Origin of the sequence: Salinisphaera orenii subsp. halophila YIM 95161, assembly GCF_003732545.1 — a bacterium.
Lineage (GTDB): Bacteria > Pseudomonadota > Gammaproteobacteria > Nevskiales > Salinisphaeraceae > Salinisphaera > Salinisphaera orenii_A.
The window spans coordinates 1-20,045 of record NZ_AYKF01000090.1 but is presented as its reverse complement, the minus strand read 5'-3'; the positions used below and the strand labels follow the sequence as shown (position 1 = coordinate 20,045).

The window sequence follows — 20,045 nt, the reverse complement described above, 5'->3', positions numbered from 1 at the left end:
TATGATCGCCGAAACCCAGCGCGAATTCGTCTACCGTATTCGCTGGCGCCCACAGAGCATGCGCCCGGGTGCGCACACGAGCCAGCGCTCGGGTATGGGGCAGCTGTTCTCCGGCTATGCGTCGCTGCTGGATCATCCCGACCCGCGGCGCCTCGATCTGAATGCGAGCGTACGAGACCCGTACGGCATGCTGTATACGCGGGTCTTCCGACAGCGCGCGGCCATCCCGGTCATGCTGCTGGTGGATCGCTCCGCCTCCATGCGCTTCGGCGACAAAGCGGCCTTCACGGCGGCGTTCGCGGATGCGACTGCGCGCTCGGCGATCGCTACCGGCGATGCCTTTGGTCTGCTGACGCTCGACGATGGGGCTCGCGCATTGCACCTGCCGCCGACTTTCAAGCGCGGCGCTGCGCAAGGCGTGATCGAATGCCTGCAAGAGGGACCGTCGCTCGGGCGGCGCCTGGGCGAGCCGCGCGCGCTTGCCACGCGCCTGCCGCGCGAGCGCGCGCTTGTCTTTCTGGTATCGGATTTCCACTGGACGACGCGTGAGCTCGACGGCGTGCTCGACGGCTTGGCGCGCCACGACGTGGTGCCGGTTGTCGTCTGGCACGAGCGCGAGTATTCGGCGCTGCCGCGGCGCGGCCTGATGAGCCTGCAGGATCCGGAGACCGGACGGCGGCGCACGCTGTATATGCGTCCGCGGCTCGCCGAACGCCTGCGGCGAGCCTACGCCGAGCGCCGTGCGTATCTGGCGCGCCAGTTCATGCGCCAGGGCCGGCGGCCGTTGTTCGCTGGCGCACGCTTCGATGCCAGCGTCCTGACCGATCATTTTCTACGTACGGCATGACCCGCTCTAGCGCCATTGTCGCTTCCTCGTGGCTGTTGGGGCTCATGCTTGCGCTCGCCATCGGTGTCACGCCGGCTCGAGCCGCGGATATCGACGTGGCCGTCAAGAACCCGCGTGCCTACGGCCATGTCGTCGGCGACCGGCTCACGCGCGGCGTACGCTTCACGCTACCGGATGGCTACCGGCTCGAACGGACGTCGCTGCCCGGGCAAGGCAAGCTGAATTATTGGCTGGATCTGGTCGCGCTTTCGTTCGACGCCCCGGACGAACGCGGTGGTCGGGTCGAGGCCACCTTCGTCTATCAATTGTTCTATGCGCCGCTGCAGGCGGGCCGTCGGGAACTGCCGTCGTTTACGGTACGCGCGGTCGGGCCCGACGATGACGTCATCGAGGCCCGTGTGCCGGGCTTTGCGTTCACGATGTCGCCGTTGATCGAGCTGCAGTCCGAGGCCGAATTCGGCAGTCAGAACAACGACATCATGCTGCCGGACGAACGGCCGGGCCTGCGCGATGTCGCCGCGCCCCGCCGGACTGCCCTGATCAGTGTCGTCATCGCATGGGTGGCGGTGCTCGCCTGGGCATGGATCAGCGATCGTTTGCCCGGGTACAAGCGCGGTCCATTCGCGCTCGCCGCCGCGCGACTCAAGCGACTGCGCCGCGGCACCGAGCCCGCGACGGCCAGTGCATTGCGGGTGCTCCACCGCGCCTTCGATGCGACCGCCGGTCGCGCGGTGTTCGCCGAGGATCTGGATGGGTTCGTGGCGGCACATCCCGCCTTCGCCGATCTGCGCGACGAAATCGACACCTTCTTCGCTTTCTCGCGACGCTTCTTCTTCGCCGGAGTCGAGTCGAACGGCGACCGTAGACACACCCTGACGGAGTTGCAGCGGCTGGCCGAGCAATGCCGGCGCCGGGAGGCCCGCGCATGAATATCGCGTTCGATCGGCCGGTATTGCTTGTGGCGCTGGTGCTCGCGCTGCTGCCCTGGTGGCGGCTGCCGCTGCGCGTTGGCGAGCACGCCTGGCTAGAGATGTGGCCGCCGGACGGTCTGTCGACCGGTATCGATATCGGGTTGCGAATTGCGGCTTCGCTGGCGATTGCCGCACTCATCGCCGGCCTCGCCCGACCGTACATCGGCGCCCAGACCGTCGAGAAGATCGCGCGCGGGGCGCATGTCGTGCTCACGCTCGATCGCAGCCTGAGCATGGACCAGACCTTTGCCGGCCGGAATCCGCAGGGCGGGGAGGAATCCAAGAGCGAGACCGCGCGCCGCCTGCTCACCGAGTTCATCGGCGAGCGCGATCACGACCTCTTCGGTGTGGTGTCGTTCAGCACCCGGCCGATGGCGGTGGTGCCGCTGTCCGACGACCGCCGAGCGGCGCAGGCCGCAGTAGCCGCTGCGGCCACGCGCGGTCTGGCGTTCACCAACGTCGCGGCGGGGCTGTTCATATCGCTGTCATATTTCAAGGACACGCGGGCCAGCGCGGCGCGCGCCATCGTGCTCATTTCCGACGGCGCCGCCGAGATCGATTTCCGCAGCGCCGAACACCTGCGTGCGCGCTTCGCCGAGTACGACGTATCGCTGTACTGGATCTTCCTGCGTACCGCGGGCAGTCCCGGCATCTTCGACGCGCCGGACGAACCGCGCAACGACAACGCCAAGGCCATGCCCGAGCGCTACCTGCATCGATTCTTCCAGAGCCTGTCCACGCCGTACAAGGCCTACGAGGCGGAAAATCCGGCCGCTTTGGCCGAGGCCATCTCGGACATCGGCCGGCTGGAGCGTCGTCCGTTGGTCTACGAGCAGCGTCTGCCGAGACGGGATCTGAGCGGTTGGGTGTACGCGTTCGCCGCGGTGATGCTGGTGCTCGGCGTGGCGTCGAAGGCGGCCGAGCGGGAGCTCGTGGTATGAGTCGGCGCCGGATTCTCGGCTGGCTCGTTCTCGCCGCAGCGGCGGTGGCGACGAGCGTGAGTGTCTGGCAGGCCGCGCTCTGGTATGGCCACAGCCGCGATAACGATGCCATCCGTAACGCGCTCGCCCACGAAAGCGGGGACGTCACGCCGCAATCGCCGCTGCCGGTGCTGTTCGCGCAGGGTTACGCCGAATCGAAGCTGGATCGCTATCGCGAGGCCGGCGCCGCCTATCAGACGATCTGGATTCGTACCGACGGCGGGACGCGCGGCGATCCGGAGGGGCTGGCGGCCAAGACGCGCTACAACCTCGGCAATCTCTACGTGCAGCGCGCCGTGGCCGCCGCCGACGAATACGACATCGACGGTGCGCGAACCATGGCGGAACTGGCCAAACAGGCCTATCGCGATGCGCTACGGGCCGATCCGGGGTACTGGGCGGCGAAGCACAACTTCGAGGCCGCCCAGCGCCTCGTGCGGGATCTGCCCGTCCACGAAGGCGAGCCCCAGGAGGGCGAAAAACCGGCCGAGGAGGTCTGGTCGCAGATGCCGGGTTTTCCGCGGGGTGCCCCGTGAGCGCGGTTTCGGCCTCAGACGCTGACGTTGAGCGTGACGTCGATATTGCCGCGCGTCGCGTTGGAGTAGGGGCAGACCTGATGGGCCTGGTCGACCAGCGTTTCGGCCGTCTCGCGGTCCAGGCCGGGCAGGGAGACATCGAGGGTGACCGCGATGCCGAACGCCTCGCCGGACGGGCCGATGCCGACCGTGCCGGTCACGCTGTGGTCGGCGGGCATGTCGATCTTCTGCTTGCCGGCCACCACCTTCATGGCCCCGATGAAGCAGGCCGAGTAGCCGGCCGCGAACAGCTGCTCCGGATTGGTGCCGTCGCCGCCCGCGCCGCCGAGCGCCTTGGGCGTGGCCAGACGCATGTCGAGCGTGCCGTCGGAGCTGACGGCGCGTCCGTCGCGCCCGCCGGTCGCGGTGGCCTCAGCTTCATAGAGAATTTTGTCGACGGTCATGAGTTGCTCCCGATGGATAAGCGTTGGATGCAGCGTTACACGTCGATCGATTGTGCGCAATACATCTCTGCGGGCGAGTGCACGAGCGCTGTCGGGCGCCGGTCGCCGGATGGGTTGACGTGACGGCCGGATATGCCCGCCTGTGGCGAAGGGTCAAGCGCTCGGATCCGAAGCTCTGGGGGCTGGTGTTGGCGTTGATCCTGACGCTGGCGACCTTCGTGGTGCCGCGTTGGCCACTCGCTCGGCCGGTCTACGCCACGCTGTTCGTCGTCGACATCACGCGCAGCATGAATGTCGCCGATTACCGCGCGGGCGGCGAGCCGGTGACCCGTGTGGCGCGGGCGAAGCAGGCCGTTGCATCGGCAATCGCGCGTCTGCCTTGTGGTTCGCGAGTGGGCCTCGCGCTGTTCTCCGAGCGCACGGTCAACATCACGCTGATGCCCATCGAGGTCTGCGCAAGCTTCAATGCGCTGCAGGCCAGCGTGGACATGATCGATTGGCGTGCCGCCTGGGCCGCGGACAGCAACGTCAACCGCGGCCTGGTCGATGCGATGGAAAAGATCGAGCTCGCCCGCGCCGGCGGCGCGCTGGACGAACACACGAGCCTGGTATTTCTCACCGACGGCCACGAGGCGCCGCCGGTCAATCCTCGCTACGAGCCCGACCCGGCGATTCTCGTGCCCGGCAAAAAACCGGGCGCGCCCGGAGCGGCCGCCGCCGATGCGCCGCCGCTGCACGGGCTGCTCGTGGGTGTGGGTGGTTACACGCCGGTCGAGATTCCGAAATACAACGCCGAGGGCGAGCGCATCGGCGTCTACGAAGCCGACGACGTGCCGCAGGCGGCCAACTTCGGGCAACCGGCGAACCCGGAGGAGATCGACGGCTACGTGCCGCGCAATGCGCCGTGGGGGCGCAGCGAAAAGCTTGGCAACGAGCATCTGTCCGCAGTGCGTGAAGCGCATCTGCAGTCGATGGCGGACGCCGCCGATTTCGATTACCTCCATCTCGATGACGACGCCGCGTTCTATCGCGCCGTCACGCCTCGCGCCTGGGCCGAAATCCGCGAGCGACCTACCGATATCCGATGGCTGTTCGCCGCGCTCGCGCTCGTCTTTGTCGTGCTTGTGCACGCCGGCACCGTCATTTCGGATCTGCGCCGTCGCGCGCGTTTCGTTTTTCCCGATCACCCAAGCCGAAGGAGTGTTTCATGAATCGACGTTCGTCGTTGGTCCACCGCCTCACCGTTGGCGCCTTGCTGGTCTGTTCCACCGCTGCACTGGCGCACGGACCCACGCCCCAGAAAGCACAGGAGAGTATTCATATCGATGCGCCGCCGGCCGAGGTCTGGCAGATCGTCGGCGACGTCTCGGCGCTGGCCGACTGGCAGCCGGCCTTGTCAGCGGTTCATCCCAGCAAAAACCATGATGGAATCGCCGACGAGACCGGCGCCGAACGTGTGCTCGTGTTCGCCGATGGCGGCGGCGAGATCACCGAAAGCGTCGACGAATACGATCCGGAACGCCGTTACATGGGCTATCGACTTCTTCGGGAAGACCCTTCGGTTTTCCCCGTGAGTTTCTACACCGCCACGATCGAGGTGAAGGTCGCCGATGGTGGCAGCGAGGTGGTGTGGAAGGCGCGTTTCTATCGCGGCGATACCGGTAATTTTCCGGAAGAAGGGCAGACCGACGAGGCCGCGCAGGCGGCCATCCACGGTTTCTTTAGAAATGGCCTCGAGGCACTGAAGACTCGGGTCGAGGGCGGTTGATGCGAGGTGCTGCGCGTCGGATTCTTTGGATATTGCTGGGCGTGCTCGCTGGTACGTTGGTCGCGCGGGCTGACACCGCCTGGATGACGGTGCAGGGCGCTGCGCAGCTCGCCGCGATCGATACCGGCCGAGGTGAGATCGTCGAGCGCATCGACGTCGCCGAAGGTCCGGTCGGCGTGGCGGTCGGCCAAAGACGGGTCTATATCACCCATCCCGAAATCGGCCGGATCAGTGTGGTCGATGTCGAGCGCCGCGCCGTGACCGACACCTGGGACGTCGGCGGCGAGCCGTTCGGCATCGCGCTGGCCGACGCGTCGCAGCAGGTCTATGTGACCGACTGGGCGGGCAATCGCCTGGACGTCTACGACGTCGACAGCGGCCGGCGGCTGGCGCGTGTCGGTGTGGGCGGCGCGCCGGCCGGCGTGGCGATCACGCCGGACGAATCGGCCGTGCTGGTCGCCAACCGGGAGAGTGACAGCGTGTCGGTCGTCGCCGCGACCGACAACACGGTGGCTGCCGAGATCGATGTGGGAGAGGCACCTTTCGCGGTGCTGGCTGGGCCGAACGGCCGGTATGCGTTCGCGGCGAGCGTGCGCAGCGACGACGTGCACGTGATCGACCTGAGTGCCAGCGCCAGTGCGCGAACGATCCAGACCGGGATCTTTCCTTATGGTCTGGCGACGGCCGATAATGGCCGCACGCTGCTCGTCACCGAACAGCGCCACGGGCTGCTCGCCCGGTTCGAGGTCGCCACCGGACGTCGGCTCGGCGAGATCACGGTGGGCGGTCAGCCGGACGGCGTCGCCGTGGACCGCGACGGTCGACATGCGATCGTGGCGAACTGGTTCGACGACACCGTCTCGCTCGTGGACCTCGATTGCGCCTGCGAGACGGCGGTGATCGCGGTGGGCGCCGGCCCAAGGGGCTTCGGACGATTCATTCGCCATTGAATCGTTTTCGCCGTTCTGGCCACAGGGGGTATCGATGCGTCTAGGGCGCCTGTCGCTCAAGCTTCGTCTGCTGTTCATCGTCGTCGGCATCCTCGGCCTCGGGTTGGCCGGTGCGGCCGCGATCATCCTGCACAATGCGCGGGCGGCGACGATCGAGGAGATCGAGGCCAATCTCGATTTCAGTCAGGAGCTGGTGCGTTTCCTCGTCGCCGACGTTGACCGGCCGCTTGCGCCGGATGCGCTCGCGGCACTGTCCGCGGCGTTCGAGGATCTGCGGCACGTCCAGGTCGAGATCGAGAGCGATACGGGCGAATGGCTGCGCTTGACCTCGGGCGCGCACGCCGAACCGGCACCTGTCTGGTTTCAGCATCTGATCGTTCCGCCGTCGCAGGTATTCGATACCATCCGCATCACGCGCGGCGGCTCGTTGGGGCGCATCCGCATCACCGCTCTGACGGACGATGAGGTCGCCGAAGTCTGGCGTGATGTCTACGACCTGTTCTGGCTCGCGGTCTGGCTCATGGTGTCGGTTTCCGCGCTGACATGGTTGGGGCTGTGGTTCGGACTGAAACCGCTACGCGATCTCCATGCCGGCTTCGCCCGTCTGGCCGCCGGCGACTTCAGTCGTCCCGTGGGCGTACCGGCCGTGCCTGAACTCGCCGATACGCAGAGCAAGTTCAACCACGTCGTGGATGCCCTGCGCGAGAGTACGCGCCAGCGGCGGTTGCTCACCCAGAAGCTGGTGACCATGCAGGAAGAAGAGCGGCGCGCGATCGCGCGTGAACTGCACGACGAGATGGCGCCTTATCTGTTCGGTATCCGCACCGACATGCAGGCGCTGTCGTGGTCGCTTGCGCGCGACGATAGAGACGGCGTCGAAGCGCGTATCGATTCCGTGCAGGCGCATGTGGACCTGATCCAGCAACGTGTTCGCCGCATGCTGGGTCGCCTGCGGCCGGCGGTGCTGGACGATTTTGGTCTCCGCGAGTCGTTGATGTATCTGGTCGAGGACTGGCGAGAGCGCTGCCCACAGATGGCATGGCGGGCCCGGTTGCGGTCGGTCGACGACGATCTGGATGATGCCGTCCAGGTCACGGTCTATCGGGCGGTCCAGGAGTGCCTGACCAACGCTGCCCGGCATTCGGGGGCCACAGCCGTGACCGTGGCGGTGTCGTCGACCGTCCGGGATGACGTGCTCTGGCTCGAGATCGAAGTGGCCGACGACGGCGTCGGCATGACTGAAGGGGCGTCGCTGGGGCTCGGCCTGACCGGTCTACATGAGCGGGTCGCCGCCCTCGGCGGCGACTTCGACCTCGCTCGAGGCGGAAGCGGCGGACTCGCCGTACGCCTGGCGATTCCGGCCTGCGGCAGCGTAGGCGTCTAGTCCTCTGCCGGTGAGCCGGCGTTAGACTGCCCACATGGAGATTCCCGGTTCGTTTCGGCGTGTATTCGATGGCGCTCGGTGGATGCTGGTGCGGCTGCTTCAGCTCCCGGTACTGATCTATCGCTATACGCTCTCGCCGCTGCTGGGCCCGCGCTGTCGCTATGTGCCCAGCTGTTCGGCCTATGCGCTGGAAGCACTCGAGCGCCACGGGCCGATCCGCGGCGGCTGGCTGGCGCTGCGCCGGATCGTGCGCTGTCATCCGCTGCGCGAGGGTGGCTTTGATCCGGTTCCGCCCGAACGCGAACGCTAGGCCGTCGACCCCCGCGCCGCGGGCGATGCAGCCGCGCGCGCCAGGGTTTATAGTGTCGCGCTCGACGCTCTCGTCCCGCGCACCGACCCCGCCGCCGCCATGACCGGTTTTGCTGAACACAAGTCCCTGAATCTGCCCGCCCTCGACGCTGAGATCCGCCGCCGGTGGCAGGCGGACGGCGTGTTCGAGGCCAGCACGGCCCGACGCGCCGATGCGCCGGTCTTTACGTTCTACGAAGGCCCGCCCACGGCCAACGGTCGGCCGGGCATCCATCACGTGCTCGGGCGCACGGTCAAGGATGCATTCTGCCGCTACAAGACGATGCGCGGCTATCGCGTGGATCGCAAGGCCGGCTGGGATACCCATGGCCTGCCGGTGGAGATCGAGGTCGAGAAGGAGCTCGGCCTGCAGTCGCGCGAGGATATCGAGGCCTACGGCATCGACAAGTACAACGCGGCCTGTCGCGAGTCGGTGCTGCGCTACAAGAGCCAGTGGGACGAACTCACCCGCCGGATCGGCTACTGGGTCGATCTCGATGCGCCCTACGTCACCTTCTCCAACGAATACATCGAGTCGGTCTGGTGGCTGCTCAAGCAGCTCCACGAACAGGGCCTGCTCTACAAGGGTCACAAGATCCACTGGTATTCGCCCGGCTCGGGCACGGTGCTGTCGTCGCACGAGGTCAGCCTCGGCTACAAGGAAGTCCAGGATCCGTCGATCACGGTGAAGTTCTTCCTCGAGGACGAGCCGGACGTGGCGATCCTGGCCTGGACGACCACGCCCTGGACCATGCCGTCGAACGTGGCGCTCGCGGTCGGGCCGGACATCGCGTATGCCCGGGTCCGCGCGGCCGACGGCTCGCTCTATATCGTCGCCAGGGATTGCGTGGCCGCCACGCTGGGCGACGACGCCGAGATTCTGGAGACCTTCGGCGCCGACGCGCTGATCGGCAGGCGCTACAAGCCGCCCTACGATGTATTCGCCGATCATCCCGAGGCGGACAATGCCTGGTACGTGATCGCGGCGGATTTCATCACCACCGACGACGGCACCGGTATCGCCCACGAGGCCCCGGCCTTCGGCGCGGACGATTTCAACGTCACCAGCGCGGCCGGCATGCCGGTGTTCAACCCGATCGAGCGCGACGGTCATTTCCGCGCCGATTTCCCGCTGGTCGGCGGGCAGTGGTTCAAGGACGCCGACAAGCCGATTGCGCGCGATCTCAAGGATCGCGGCCTGCTGTTCGACCAGAGCGTCACGGTGCACAACTATCCGCACGACTGGCGCAAGGGCACGCCCTTGATGAACTATCCGGTCGAGTCCTGGTTCGTGGCGACCCAGCAGCACAAGGACAAGCTGGTCGAATACAACAAGGCGATCAATTGGTTCCCGCCCCATGTCGGCACCGGCCGTTTCGGCGACTGGCTGGCCAACAATGTCGACTGGGCGCTGTCGCGGCATCGCTACTGGGGCACGCCGCTGCCGATCTGGGTCAACGACAACGACCCGGCCGACATCGTGGTTATCGGCTCGATCGCCGAGCTGCGCGCCATAACTGAAAAAGCAGGGGCGGGCGATCAGGTGGCCGACGACGAGTCGCTGGATCTGCACAAGCCGCAGGTGGACGAGATCACGTGGACCGCGGCCGACGGCGGCACCATGCGGCGCGTGCCCGAGATCATCGACGTCTGGTTCGATTCGGGCGCGATGCCGTTCGCCCAGTGGCACTACCCGTTCGAGAACAAGGACACGTTCGAGGCCAATTTCCCGGCGGACTTCATCTGCGAAGGCGTGGACCAGACCCGCGGCTGGTTCTACTCGCTGCATGCCATCGGCACGCTGATCCAGGATTCGCCGGCCTACCGAAACGTCATCGTCAACGGCCTGCTGCTGGATGCCAACGGCGAGAAGATGTCCAAGTCCAAGGGCAACACCGTCGATCCGTTCGAGGCCCTGGATACCCACGGCGCGGACGTCATCCGCTGGTACATGCTGTCCAACAGCCCGCCGTGGGATAACACCAAGTACGCCGATCGCGGTCTGCGCGAGACGCGCACCAAGGTGTTCGGCACCCTCGAGAACGTCTATGCGTTCTTCGCCACCTACGCCAACATCGACGGCTTCGACACCGCGATGCCGGCGCCGGCCGTGGCCGACCGGCCCGAGCTGGACCGCTGGATCCTGTCGCGTCTGCAGTCGACCGCGGGCGAGGCGGTCGCCGCGCTCGACGCCTACAATCCCACGCGCGCGGCGCGCGCGGTCGAACGCTTCGTGGACGCGCTGTCCAACTGGTACATCCGGCGTTCGCGGGCGCGGTTCTGGGCCGGTGCCCGGGCCGACGATGACGCCGGCGAAGACGATGCGGCGGTCGCCGACAAGCGGGCGGCCTATCACACCACGCGCACCTGCCTGCGCGACGTGGCGGCCCTGATGGCGCCGATCGCGCCGTTCTTCTCGGACTGGCTCTACGCCCGCGTCGCCGGCGCTTCCGAACCGGCTTCGGTGCATCTGACCGACTATCCGACCGCGGACGAGACGCTGGTCGACGAGGCGCTGGAGCGGCGCATGCGGCTGGCGCGCGCGGTGGTGGCCAACGTGCTCGCGCTGCGCAACGAGGCCGGTGTGAACGTGCGCCAGCCGCTGGCGCGCATCCTGGTGGTCGAGGAGCCGGGCGTGGCGCGGGCGGATATCGACGCGGTGGCGTCCATCGTTCGCGAGGAGGTCAACGTCGACGCCATCGAGTTCGTCGCCGGCACGGGCGATCTGGTCCGGCGCAGCGCCAAGCCGGACTTCCGGGGGCTGGGCAAGCGGCTGGGCAAGCGCATGAAGCCGGTGGCGGCTGCGGTCGCCGCGCTGGACGACGATGCGATCGCCGCCTACATGCGCGACGGCGCGATCACGATCGAGGCCGACGGCGAGCCGATCGAGCTCGGTCCGGACGACCTGGTGGTGTCCGCCGAGGGCGTCGAGGGCTGGCTGGTGGGCCGCGAGGATGGCGTTACCGTGGCACTTGATAGTACACTTGACGATTCGCTGCGCGAGCGTGGTCTTGCGCGGGAAGTGATCAACCGGGTACAGCGGCTGCGCAAGCAGGCGGATTTCCACGTTGCCGACCGCATCCGCGTGCAGTACAGCGCGGACGCCGGGCTGGCCCGTGCCATCGACGCGCACGACGCGACGCTAACGCGGGAGACGCTGGCCACCGCCTATGTGGCCGAGAACGAACCGGCGGGCGAAGTGGTCGAGCATTTCGAGATCGACGGCGCCGCCATCACGCTGGCCCTGACGCGTCTGTCCTGAGCACGCGTCGGGCGCGGGCAGACGGATCCGGGCTCCAGAGTTTCAACGAACGACACGACAGTCGAGATAGCAGGCCATGCAGAAAAACATTCACCCCAACTACCGCCCCGTGGTGTTCAAGGACATGGGGGGCGACTTCGCCTTCCTGACGCGCTCCACCATCGCCTCCGACGAGACCATCGAGTGGGAGGACGGCAACACCTATCCGTTGGTCAAGCTGGAGGTCACGAGCGCGACCCACCCGTTCTACACGGGCAAGCAGAACATCATGGACACCACCGGCAAGGTGGAGCGCTTCCGTCGCCGTTACGGCATGGGCGGCGGCAAGAAGTAGCCCGCCTTCCGGCGTTGGGGCGCGGCGCCGTGTCCGGTGGCCGCGCCTTTTTGATGGCGTAGCGTAAATCTGCCGTGGCGCCGTGCGAGCATCCTCGCCGGCGAGGTGAGCCGCCCAGCGGTCGGCACCGTCACGGCGGGCGGCGAGCCTTCGCGCTGTCTGCAACGCCTGAACCCGGTACGGTTTCCGCTGCGTCGTGGCCTTGTGCCGGGGTTCGAGTCGTCTCGCGACTGTTGACGCTGTAGCGCGTCGCATGATTTGCGATTCAACGGCGGATGGTTTGAGAGTGCCGCTAGGCGCAGGATCGGCACTTACCAGTTGTCGATTTCCGACTGTGCGCTAGCGTCTTGCTCGACGCAGGTCTCGACCATCGTGAAGCCGTAATCACGCATCTCGCGCATGCAGCGTTGCGTGACGCTGGGATGCTCCTCGCGATAATTAAACAGCGTTTGCGCCGCCTTCCAGTCCTCTTTCATACACGTGAGAACCATCGAGTCGCCGTAGTCGCCCATCTCGTCCTGGCAGCGTTCCTTGATCTCGGCCCGGATCGCGTCGGTATTGCTTTCCGTAACCGCCGGTGTGGCATTGGCCGCCGTGCCGACCATTAGTAGCAGCGTAATCGTTAGCAATCGCATAGTTCCCCCTCGTTGCAGCCCGGTCGAACATCGCATGGCCGCGCGCCTATCGCAATGTGCCGAACACCTCGATGACCTCGGCATACGCCCGCGGCCCGAAGCGCGCGACGAAGCCGGGCCGGATGGTGCCGTCAGCCAGGCCGGCGCGGATGGCGTCGGGCGTGGCGTAGCCGGCGCGGGCGAGGCGAGTGACGGTCTCGGTGCGCAGGCCGTCGTGCCAGCGCGGGTTGCGTTCGCGCTGTCGCAGCAGCCAGGCGAGGCGTTCGCGGCGTCGGAGTCGAGTCATGCCGCCGAATGTAACGACCGCAGCGGCGCCGCGCCAGCGCCCGTCAGTAGTGCAGAACCCGCACGCGCACGAACCAGTCGCCGGGAGCCGCGTCGTAATGCTCGCGGCTGTTGCGGTCCAGCAGACGCAGGCCCGTCGCGCCGAACAGGACGCTGACTGACCGGCCGCGGATGATCGCCTGGGCGCCGTACTCGCGGCCGTCGTAGAGCGTGGAATCCAGCTGGACCAGGTCGCCCTCGCTGTAGCCGTGGCCAGCTGAACTGCGCGCCTGCAGCAGAATCGACACGGACACGGGCGTGCGGCCGCTCGGGATGTCGCCGAACTGGACCTCGTCGCCCAGCGATACGCTGTTGTAGCCCGGGCTCCAAACCTGCGGCACGTCGCCCCAGCCGTGGCCCTCGAGCTGATCGGCGTTGTCGGCGTTGTCGGCGTTGTCGGCGCTGTCGGCGCTGCCCGCGTGGTCGGCATTGTTGGCGCGCCCGCTGATATCTATATCGTATGTGCCGCTGGCACGATCACGGGGCAGTGTACCGGTCGCATTGTCCAGATTTTGGTAGTACGACCCGGTTTGGCTGTTGAGCCGATCCGCGTTGTCGGCTTGGTCGGCGCGGCCGGTGATGTCGATGTCGTACGTGCCGCTCGCGCGGTCGCGCGGCAGTGTGCCGGTGGCGTTGCCGAGCGCCCGGTAGTAGCTGCCATGCTGGCCGTCCAGCCGATCCGCATCGTCGGCAGTGTCGGCGTGCGCGCTGTCCTCCGCGACGAGTCCGCTGCTTTTGCCGGTGTTGCCGGCGTGCCAGAACTCGATCCAGTCCGCCTCGACCGGCGTGTCGTCGTCGACGCCGCCGGCGATGCGCCAGTACACGGTTTGATTCTCGTAGTGATATAGCTGCTGCGCGACGACGTCACGGCCGGGGCCCCGAAGCACCTCGAGCACTGAATAGCGACCGTCGCCCGGCGCGCCGCTGATCTGCGATCCGAAGCCATAGACACCGGCATCATCGACGTAGTCCAGTCCGTACAATTGATCCTCGCCCAGCGTGCGCGCCTCGAGCAGCCCGCCGCCGCGCCGGACGAGGGGGAGCACGGCGATCGGCACGTCCTCGCCGTCGAGGTTGCCCGCGTTGTGATAATGCGACGGCGGCTGGCCGCCGAGCCGCGCCGCGCTGCCGGTGATGTCGATGCCGTAGCTGCCGGATAGCCGCGCGGCCGGGACGGTGTCCGTCAGCCGACGGGCGTCGTGCAGCTGCGCCGCGTGCTCGCCGTCGACCGTGTCGGCGTTGAGGCCGCCGCCGGCGCCGGGCGCGGTCGCGTTGAGCCACGCGGCGATCGCTTCGAACGTGCGCTCGGGCGACATGATGCGATCATCGCGGTCGCCGTCGCGGGCTTCGTCGCCATCAGCGTAAATGAGGTTTCCGGCGTGCCAGACGGTGTGGCCCTGGACCGATAACGCCTCACGAAAATTCGTGTTGACGCTAACAGTGCGCCACCCTCTGTTCGAGACAGATTCTTCTTTTTTGACTGTTTTTTCTAAGCGCACAGCGTGTAGTTGTTCGACATCGCTGGCATAACCGTCAAAAAACCACACATTCGGGTATTCGTATCTACCTCCCAGGTCGATCTCAATACCTAGCCAGTTGTCTCCGTCATATTCGTAGACGCCAGCTTGTACGCTATCGCGATTCGCTCTGTTGCTTATGACCCCTTCTAAGCAAACTGTGTTTTTTGACGACCACACATAAAGCGTAAGATTTTTCGCTGCACTGGATTCCTTCGTTCGCGCGCCACTGATACAGCCCCGCACGTTTTCTGGTGAGCTGTAGCGCGAGAGTAGAACGACAGTAGGATTAACCGTGTTAGAAGAATTGTGTATTTCGTGGCAGACATACCCCTCCCCTTCGTTCGGCTTGCTGTTTGAGTACCGCTGCCCTGCAGTCCACGTATTGACCCGATCGATTTCAGGAATCGTCCCGCCCTTGCGAGCCAGCCAGGCCCGGATGGCGTCGAAAACGCGGCGCGGCGGCATGCCGCGGAGATTGTCTTCGCCGGCCTCGGCCATCTCCTGCGTTGCGCGCGCGAGTACGCCCGCCGTGTCCTCGCCCCAGGGCGGATTGACGAACTCCGCGCTCGGAAACGTGACCTGGGTCGCATCGACGTCGGTGAGCGTGGCGTCGATGGGCAGCAGCGCCGTGCTGCCGGCGGCTTTTTCGATGATCGTCTCGCTCTGGGCGTAGCGCGCGAGCAGCGTGCCCTCGTCTGAGATCAGCCCGATCTCGTAAACGCCGTAGGCATCGGCCGTTTCGTCGCGGAGGACGACGTGGATGATGTTGTCGTCGACGGCCTGGCCGCTGATGGCCGAGACGCGCTTGATCTCGTCCTCGAGGGCGGTGTCGCCGGCCTCGGCCGGCGTAGTGCCGCGGCCGATGGCGATCTGCGCGCAGCGCACGGCGTTGGTGCCGGTGTTGTCGGGGTTGACGAGCGCGGCGTGGCCGGCGTCGGTCCAGATCAGGCGCATAGCGTTACTCGGTGAGGTTCAAACGGCGGTAGGTGATGGCCTGGGCGGCGGCGAGGACGCCGACGGCGACCGTAGAAGTGGTTCCGGCGACTAACTGGTACTGCGAGCGCGCGGGCTTGGTATCGTCGACAGCCGACAGGATTTCGTTCTGGAACTGCTCCGTTTGCGGCAAGGAGCCGCCAACATTCAGCGTTACTTCAAAGGTGTACGGCGTGCCCGGCGGCTCCATCTCATGCGCCTCGCGCAGCGCCAGATCACCGCCGAAGCTCTCGACGACGCGCCGCACTGACGCGACCGTGCCCTTGCGCCGGTGCACCTCGATCGATGACCGGATCCGCGCACGCTTGACCGACTCCGGCCAGCCCGCATCCCACACCCGCAGCCCGTACGACCAGGCCAGATAGGGCAGCAGCCGCACCGGGCAGTCGTCGACCGACCAGACCCGGCGGATCATCGGCACGTCAAGCACCTGGGCCGCAGCGCAGACGCGCGCCAGCCGCTTTTCCAGCGGCGTCGCGTTGACCGGCAGCAGGTCGCGATCGGCCGTGCGCTCACTCATCGATGCCGCCGTAATCGATGTTGATGGCCGTGCAATAGGGCGCCTGCTGGCGGTTGATCGTCCACGTCTCCACCGGGTTGTGCAGATCCACCCGCTGCACGCCCGGCCGATGCAGGGCCGCATACACGCCCGACAGCGTCACGTCATAGCCCAGCCGGTGCTGCGTGTCCGCATACTCGCGCGCCTTGGCGCGCGCCTCTTCCACGATCAGCTCGCTATCCGGCCCGGCGAAAACATACAGCGTCGCGTTGATCTCGTATGGCTGGATCGCCGCCGACCGCACCCGTGGGTTGTCGTTCAGCGGTCGCACATCCTCGGCCGACAGGGCCGTCTGCACGGCCTCGATCAGCGCCGCATCGGCCGTGCCGTCGCCGTCGCGCGACAGCACCGATATCGCGATGTCGCCCGGCTGCGGATCGTCCAGGCCGGCATCGTCCAGCACCGCCAGCGTCATCGTCCCGGCATCGGCGTCGCGGTCGACCACCTCAAACCGCGGCGCCTCCGCGGCCGCGTCCAGCACCTGCCCGCTGGCCGAGCGCGCATGAAAGATATACGCCGCCTCCGGGCCGGCCGTGCTCAGCCCGTCCAGGCTCAGCAGGATCCGCTCGCGGAACGCGCTGTTCGTCTCGTATTCACGCGTGATCGGCGGGTCCGCCTCCAGATCCTGCTCGCGCGTGATCAGCCGGGCCACGTCGTAGCGCGCCGCGATGTTGTCCAGGTCGTCCCCGGTCGCGTACGGCAGCATCACGGCCAGCGCGGCCTCGTTGATGCGCTGGCGCAGGATCAGCTCGCGCTCGGCGTTCTCCTCGAGCTGCTTGACCAGCGGCTCGGACTCCAGCTCAAGTGTCGCCGCGATCTCGTCTTGCGCGTCGGCCGGATAGAGCGCGATCAACGCCGCTTTGCGCTCGGCCAGGATGTCCGCGTAGGACAAGTCCTCGACCGCGTCGGGCGCCGGCAGCTGGGAAATGTCGATCGTGGCCATCGGGCTCCCGGCCCGACGGCGTTACACGCGTATGCGCGCGCGCAGGCCGTCGGCGTTTCGAACGATATCGAGTTCGAATACTGGGCCGTCGGCGTTCACCGCGATAAGCTGAACACGTTCAGCAGTCACCCGCGGCTCCCAGCGCCGGATCGCCCCGGCCACCGCCGCGTACGCCTCCACGCGAAAGCGCTGATCGACCGGGTCGTCGATCAGCCGCGGCAGGTCCGAGCCGTAGGCCCGCCGCTCCACGCGCGTGCCGATGCGCGTCGTCAGAATATCGCCGATCGACTGCTGGATATGGTCAATCCCGTCGATCGCGCGGCCCGTATGTTTATCCATTCCCGTCGCCATTGGCAACCTCCTACGCCACCGGATCGTCCGCCACGCCCTCGGCGTCCACCTCGCAGCGATAGCCGCGTTCGTCGATCACATGCGTCACATCCGTGATCAACCAGTCCCGGTCCAGCTCCCGCCGGAATCCGTCCAAACGCACCCGCGTCAGCGTCTGCAGATCCGGCCGGCCCGGCAGCTGCAGCTGCAACCGGCGCGACGCCCGAATGCCCCGGTGCAGCCGCGCCCGCGCGTGCGCCTCGGCGATCGCCGCCGTCTCGAACGTCTTGTCCAGCCGCGTCACCGGCGCCCCGTCGCCCACCGTCACCGGCACGCGCTGCGCGCGGCCGAAGTCGTGGTAATGCGCCACCACCGAGCCCGCCCGCCGGCGCGCCGCGAAATGCGCCCGCCACTGCGTCACCTCGTCCCGGCGAATCGTCAGCTGCGACGCCGGCATGGCGTCGTAGCCCAGAATCACCCACTGTCCGTTCGCCGGCTTGAAGATGCCGCCATACGTCCGTGCGAGCTCCACTGCCAGGCCCAGATCCGACTGGCCGGCCTGGTCCACCAGCGGCAGCTGCAGACGCGCCAAAGAGTCGGGCTTCACCACGGTCGTCACGTCGTACGGCTCGGCAAGAATCGCCAGCAGATTGCCCAGCGTCGTCGGCTCGTGCGTGCGCTCTTTCTTGGCCCGCATCTCGCTGGTGAAATCGGCGCCCGTCGCGGATAGCTTGATCGTTGCCGGCGGGCCGCTGCTGGCGTACTGGTCGACGGTCATCTCAGTCAGGGCACACGACTCGACGCCGTCGTAGCCTAATTCCAATGCAAGCCGCTGACCGTGCGGCGGAAGGGGGATCGTACCGTCGTCGGCGAACTCGAGCGTGACGGCATCCGACCGGCCACCGCCGCGATCGTGCAGTTGCACGCGGCTCATATACGGTGCAAATATCTCGGTTAGACGCGGGGCGTCGCGCAGTGATTGCCCTGGCTTCGGCTTCAGGATTCGGTAGTAGGGTTTGCGGGCCACGGGGGTCTCCAGTGCGGGTTTTCAAATACGCTTTAGGCGCTGTTCTAATGGCTGTTTCAGCCGGTTCGATGGCGGCCAACCCGTGGGCCGATGACTACGGCGACAATCAGCGGTACGTCGTCCGGTATGTGCTCGCGGACGGATCGGTAGAGGGGAGCACCACGACGGACAGAGTTCGCCCCGGTATCTCGTGTCAGGATCCTGTAGCGCTGCCCTGGGAGGACGAGTCGACGGGCAAGTCGACCGTGGCGCTGCGCATCCGGGACCGCCAGACGGGCACGACCCGCGTCTACGACTGCAGCTAGTCCCAAGGTTTTGCGACCGGCGCCGGCTGCGCCTCCTGATCCGCAATCGTCGGCAACGTAATCAACAGCCCGGCCGGCAGAATCGGCCCCGCATCCGCCAGCCCCTTGTTGGCCGCCAGCACCCGCTCGACCGTCCCCGCCGTGCGGCCGTAATACAGCCAACAGATCTCGTCGACCATGTCTCCGTCCTGCGTGCGGTAGGTGTCGCTCATGCGGCCACCGATGGATAGAAGGCGCCCCGCGTCTCGGCTAGGGTGGGTTTGCGACCAAGCAAACCACCCAATCGAAACGAGGGCACCATGACTGACGAAGATCTACGCATCGCCGAAATCGCCAAGGATCTGACGATCGCCATCTGGCAAGACACCAACGGCCGGGCGCGCGGCAACCTCCAGAACGCACTGGCTAAGCAATACCCGAACGACACAACCATCAAGACCTACCCGCTGCCGACGCAGGAATATGAGTTCGTGCTTGAGCAGGTCCGCGACACGCTACAGCGCATGAACGATCCCGAGTAAACGCCGTTCCTGGGGGCCGCAATGAGCCCACAGCGCCAGGAATAAGACCTCCGAAAGCTCGGAGTCGAAATCGAATCCGTGGGCGGCATATCGCGTTTCCGCGTACGCCAAGACCTCTTGGGCGATCTCGAGCTTCTTCGGGCCGGACGGCGCCTTGGCTGGCTCACTCGTTTTCATATCAGTCCTCATTGGGTGTGGCAGATATCAGTCACCTGTGGCGCTCCGCCGCTACAGGCGAAGCACATTGGCGCCGCCCCGCGCCTCGGCTACGGTGAGCTTGCGACCAAGCAAACCACCCAACCGAAACGAGGGCACCATGAGTGAAGAAGATGATCTCGAGAACGGGCGCGGCGTACCGAAGGATCCGCCGCCCGACGATCGTGGCCGCAACGAGCGCAATCGCCACCAGGGCCCTAGAGGGCGACTAGAAGACACAGGGGAGTCAAAGCCGCCGAAATAAGGCCGGCACGGATGTAGTTGAGGGCGACGCGGTTGCAGCGGCTTGAGTCGCTGTTGCCGCGCTCGTAACTCTCGGCGAGGCAGGCGTCGAGATACGCGACGTCTGTCTCGTCGCCGTCGATGACGCCATGTCGGAGGTACCAATGCGCGCTGCTGCCTAACGTGCCGTAGTTGCGGTCCCAGATCGCGGCGCCCATACAGGCCGCTGCCACAAACAGAGGACTCGCGCCGACGACATACCGAACGACCGTAGCGGGATCGCCGCCCGCCAATCGCTCGATACCGACCCCGAAACCCACGATCGCGATCGCAAGACCGAGAAAGGCCCGCAATAGCGCCGCGGCCCGAACCTCGATCTTGTGCCGAAGCTCGATCAAGTACTCCGCGCGTTGCCGCGTCTGCTCCACCGCGCGACCGGCCACAGCGGGACTGATATCGAGTCCAGCCATCTCGGTCTTACCGAGCATCTGCGGGTTTTCTTCGGTCATGGTCTTACTCCGTAGTGTCGTTGCGGTCCGCACGGGCCAGCTTGACGCGAAAATCCACCCGCCGCGGTGCGTTGCCGGCATCGAACACGGTCTGTGTCTCGTCGACTTCGGTGATGGC

The 20,045-nt window shown here is 66.5% G+C and carries 23 protein-coding genes; 12 read left to right on the top strand and 11 right to left on the bottom strand.

Annotated features, from left to right (window positions below):
• The first annotated feature begins 1 nt into the window (after position 1).
• The 4 genes from SAHL_RS11090 to SAHL_RS11075 are packed head-to-tail and all read left to right on the top strand — an operon-like array spanning position 2 to position 3,334.
• Entirely contained in the window at positions 2–847 is an 846-nt protein-coding gene (locus tag SAHL_RS11090) for a DUF58 domain-containing protein (RefSeq protein WP_123591480.1), read from the top strand.
• Positions 844–1,776: a nonribosomal peptide synthetase MxaA gene (locus SAHL_RS11085; RefSeq protein WP_148045554.1), complete on the top strand. Its 933-nt coding sequence runs from the start codon at positions 844–846 to the stop codon at positions 1,774–1,776. The genes SAHL_RS11090 and SAHL_RS11085 overlap by 4 nt, the downstream gene beginning before the upstream one ends.
• The gene (locus SAHL_RS11080; RefSeq protein ID WP_123591494.1) at positions 1,773–2,759 is read left to right on the top strand and encodes a vWA domain-containing protein; all 987 of its coding nucleotides are present in this window, start codon (positions 1,773–1,775) and stop codon (positions 2,757–2,759) included. Before SAHL_RS11085 ends, SAHL_RS11080 begins: the two co-directional genes overlap by 4 nt.
• Positions 2,756–3,334 carry a hypothetical protein gene (locus SAHL_RS11075; RefSeq protein WP_123591478.1) on the top strand — a complete coding sequence of 193 codons (579 nt, stop codon included), beginning with the start codon at positions 2,756–2,758 and terminating at the stop codon, positions 3,332–3,334. The genes SAHL_RS11080 and SAHL_RS11075 overlap by 4 nt, the downstream gene beginning before the upstream one ends.
• A 14-nt stretch (positions 3,335–3,348) precedes the next feature.
• On the opposite strand, the gene SAHL_RS11070 is transcribed toward SAHL_RS11075, so the two are convergent.
• Entirely contained in the window at positions 3,349–3,777 is a 429-nt protein-coding gene (locus SAHL_RS11070) for an organic hydroperoxide resistance protein (RefSeq protein ID WP_123591477.1), read from the bottom strand.
• Positions 3,778–3,896: 119 nt separating this feature from the next.
• Between SAHL_RS11070 and SAHL_RS11065 the strand changes: the two genes are divergently transcribed.
• The 7 genes from SAHL_RS11065 (at position 3,897) to SAHL_RS11035 (ending at position 11,823) form a co-directional block, all read left to right on the top strand.
• The gene (locus tag SAHL_RS11065; protein WP_245965497.1) at positions 3,897–4,988 is read left to right on the top strand and encodes a vWA domain-containing protein; all 1,092 of its coding nucleotides are present in this window, start codon (positions 3,897–3,899) and stop codon (positions 4,986–4,988) included.
• 14 nt (positions 4,989–5,002) lie between these two features.
• On the top strand, positions 5,003–5,545 hold the full coding sequence (locus tag SAHL_RS11060) for an SRPBCC family protein (protein ID WP_245965496.1): 543 nt from the start codon (positions 5,003–5,005) through the stop codon (positions 5,543–5,545).
• 41 nt (positions 5,546–5,586) lie between these two features.
• Positions 5,587–6,495: a YncE family protein gene (locus SAHL_RS11055; protein ID WP_245968498.1), complete on the top strand. Its 909-nt coding sequence runs from the start codon at positions 5,587–5,589 to the stop codon at positions 6,493–6,495.
• 34 nt (positions 6,496–6,529) lie between these two features.
• Positions 6,530–7,879 carry a HAMP domain-containing sensor histidine kinase gene (locus SAHL_RS11050; protein ID WP_123591474.1) on the top strand — a complete coding sequence of 450 codons (1,350 nt, stop codon included), beginning with the start codon at positions 6,530–6,532 and terminating at the stop codon, positions 7,877–7,879.
• Between the two features lie 34 nt (positions 7,880–7,913).
• Positions 7,914–8,189: a membrane protein insertion efficiency factor YidD gene (yidD, locus tag SAHL_RS11045; RefSeq protein ID WP_123591473.1), complete on the top strand. Its 276-nt coding sequence runs from the start codon at positions 7,914–7,916 to the stop codon at positions 8,187–8,189.
• Between the two features lie 99 nt (positions 8,190–8,288).
• A complete protein-coding gene (gene ileS, locus SAHL_RS11040; protein ID WP_123591472.1) occupies positions 8,289–11,489 on the top strand; it encodes an isoleucine--tRNA ligase in 3,201 nt (1,066 codons plus the stop codon).
• Between the two features lie 76 nt (positions 11,490–11,565).
• On the top strand, positions 11,566–11,823 hold the full coding sequence (locus SAHL_RS11035) for a type B 50S ribosomal protein L31 (RefSeq protein WP_123591471.1): 258 nt from the start codon (positions 11,566–11,568) through the stop codon (positions 11,821–11,823).
• A gap of 311 nt (positions 11,824–12,134) precedes the next feature.
• Here SAHL_RS11035 and SAHL_RS11030 read toward each other — a convergent pair whose 3' ends face one another.
• The 8 genes from SAHL_RS11030 to SAHL_RS10990 all read right to left on the bottom strand — a co-directional run bounded on the left by SAHL_RS11030 (position 12,135) and on the right by SAHL_RS10990 (position 18,671).
• Entirely contained in the window at positions 12,135–12,458 is a 324-nt protein-coding gene (locus tag SAHL_RS11030) for a hypothetical protein (RefSeq protein ID WP_184947635.1), read from the bottom strand.
• Between the two features lie 46 nt (positions 12,459–12,504).
• Positions 12,505–12,744 (bottom strand): hypothetical protein, encoded by a 240-nt coding sequence (locus SAHL_RS11025; protein ID WP_123591469.1) that lies wholly within the window; start codon positions 12,742–12,744, stop codon positions 12,505–12,507.
• A gap of 43 nt (positions 12,745–12,787) precedes the next feature.
• Positions 12,788–15,256 carry a phage tail protein gene (locus SAHL_RS11020; RefSeq protein ID WP_123591468.1) on the bottom strand — a complete coding sequence of 823 codons (2,469 nt, stop codon included), beginning with the start codon at positions 15,254–15,256 and terminating at the stop codon, positions 12,788–12,790.
• Positions 15,257–15,260: 4 nt separating this feature from the next.
• Positions 15,261–15,815, bottom strand: a complete 555-nt coding sequence (locus SAHL_RS11015; RefSeq protein WP_123591467.1) for a phage tail protein I — start codon at positions 15,813–15,815, stop codon at positions 15,261–15,263.
• Complete coding sequence (locus SAHL_RS11010) at positions 15,808–16,797, bottom strand: baseplate assembly protein (RefSeq protein ID WP_123591466.1); 990 nt, start codon at positions 16,795–16,797, stop codon at positions 15,808–15,810. Before SAHL_RS11010 ends, SAHL_RS11015 begins: the two co-directional genes overlap by 8 nt.
• A 21-nt stretch (positions 16,798–16,818) precedes the next feature.
• Positions 16,819–17,136, bottom strand: coding sequence for a GPW/gp25 family protein (locus SAHL_RS11005; RefSeq protein WP_184947633.1), 318 nt, complete (start codon positions 17,134–17,136; stop codon positions 16,819–16,821).
• Positions 17,137–17,158: 22 nt separating this feature from the next.
• The gene (locus tag SAHL_RS11000; RefSeq protein WP_148045553.1) at positions 17,159–18,154 is read right to left on the bottom strand and encodes a phage late control D family protein; all 996 of its coding nucleotides are present in this window, start codon (positions 18,152–18,154) and stop codon (positions 17,159–17,161) included.
• Positions 18,155–18,455: 301 nt separating this feature from the next.
• Complete coding sequence (locus tag SAHL_RS10990; RefSeq protein ID WP_123591462.1) at positions 18,456–18,671, bottom strand: tail protein X; 216 nt, start codon at positions 18,669–18,671, stop codon at positions 18,456–18,458.
• Between the two features lie 87 nt (positions 18,672–18,758).
• Between SAHL_RS10990 and SAHL_RS10985 the strand changes: the two genes are divergently transcribed.
• The gene (locus tag SAHL_RS10985; protein ID WP_123591461.1) at positions 18,759–18,980 is read left to right on the top strand and encodes a hypothetical protein; all 222 of its coding nucleotides are present in this window, start codon (positions 18,759–18,761) and stop codon (positions 18,978–18,980) included.
• Here SAHL_RS10985 and SAHL_RS17560 read toward each other — a convergent pair.
• On the bottom strand, positions 18,954–19,157 hold the full coding sequence (locus SAHL_RS17560; protein ID WP_148045552.1) for a hypothetical protein: 204 nt from the start codon (positions 19,155–19,157) through the stop codon (positions 18,954–18,956). The genes SAHL_RS10985 and SAHL_RS17560 overlap by 27 nt on opposite strands.
• 236 nt (positions 19,158–19,393) lie before the next feature.
• On the bottom strand, positions 19,394–19,927 hold the full coding sequence (locus SAHL_RS10980) for a hypothetical protein (RefSeq protein WP_123591460.1): 534 nt from the start codon (positions 19,925–19,927) through the stop codon (positions 19,394–19,396).
• Between the last annotated feature and the right edge of the window lie 118 nt (positions 19,928–20,045).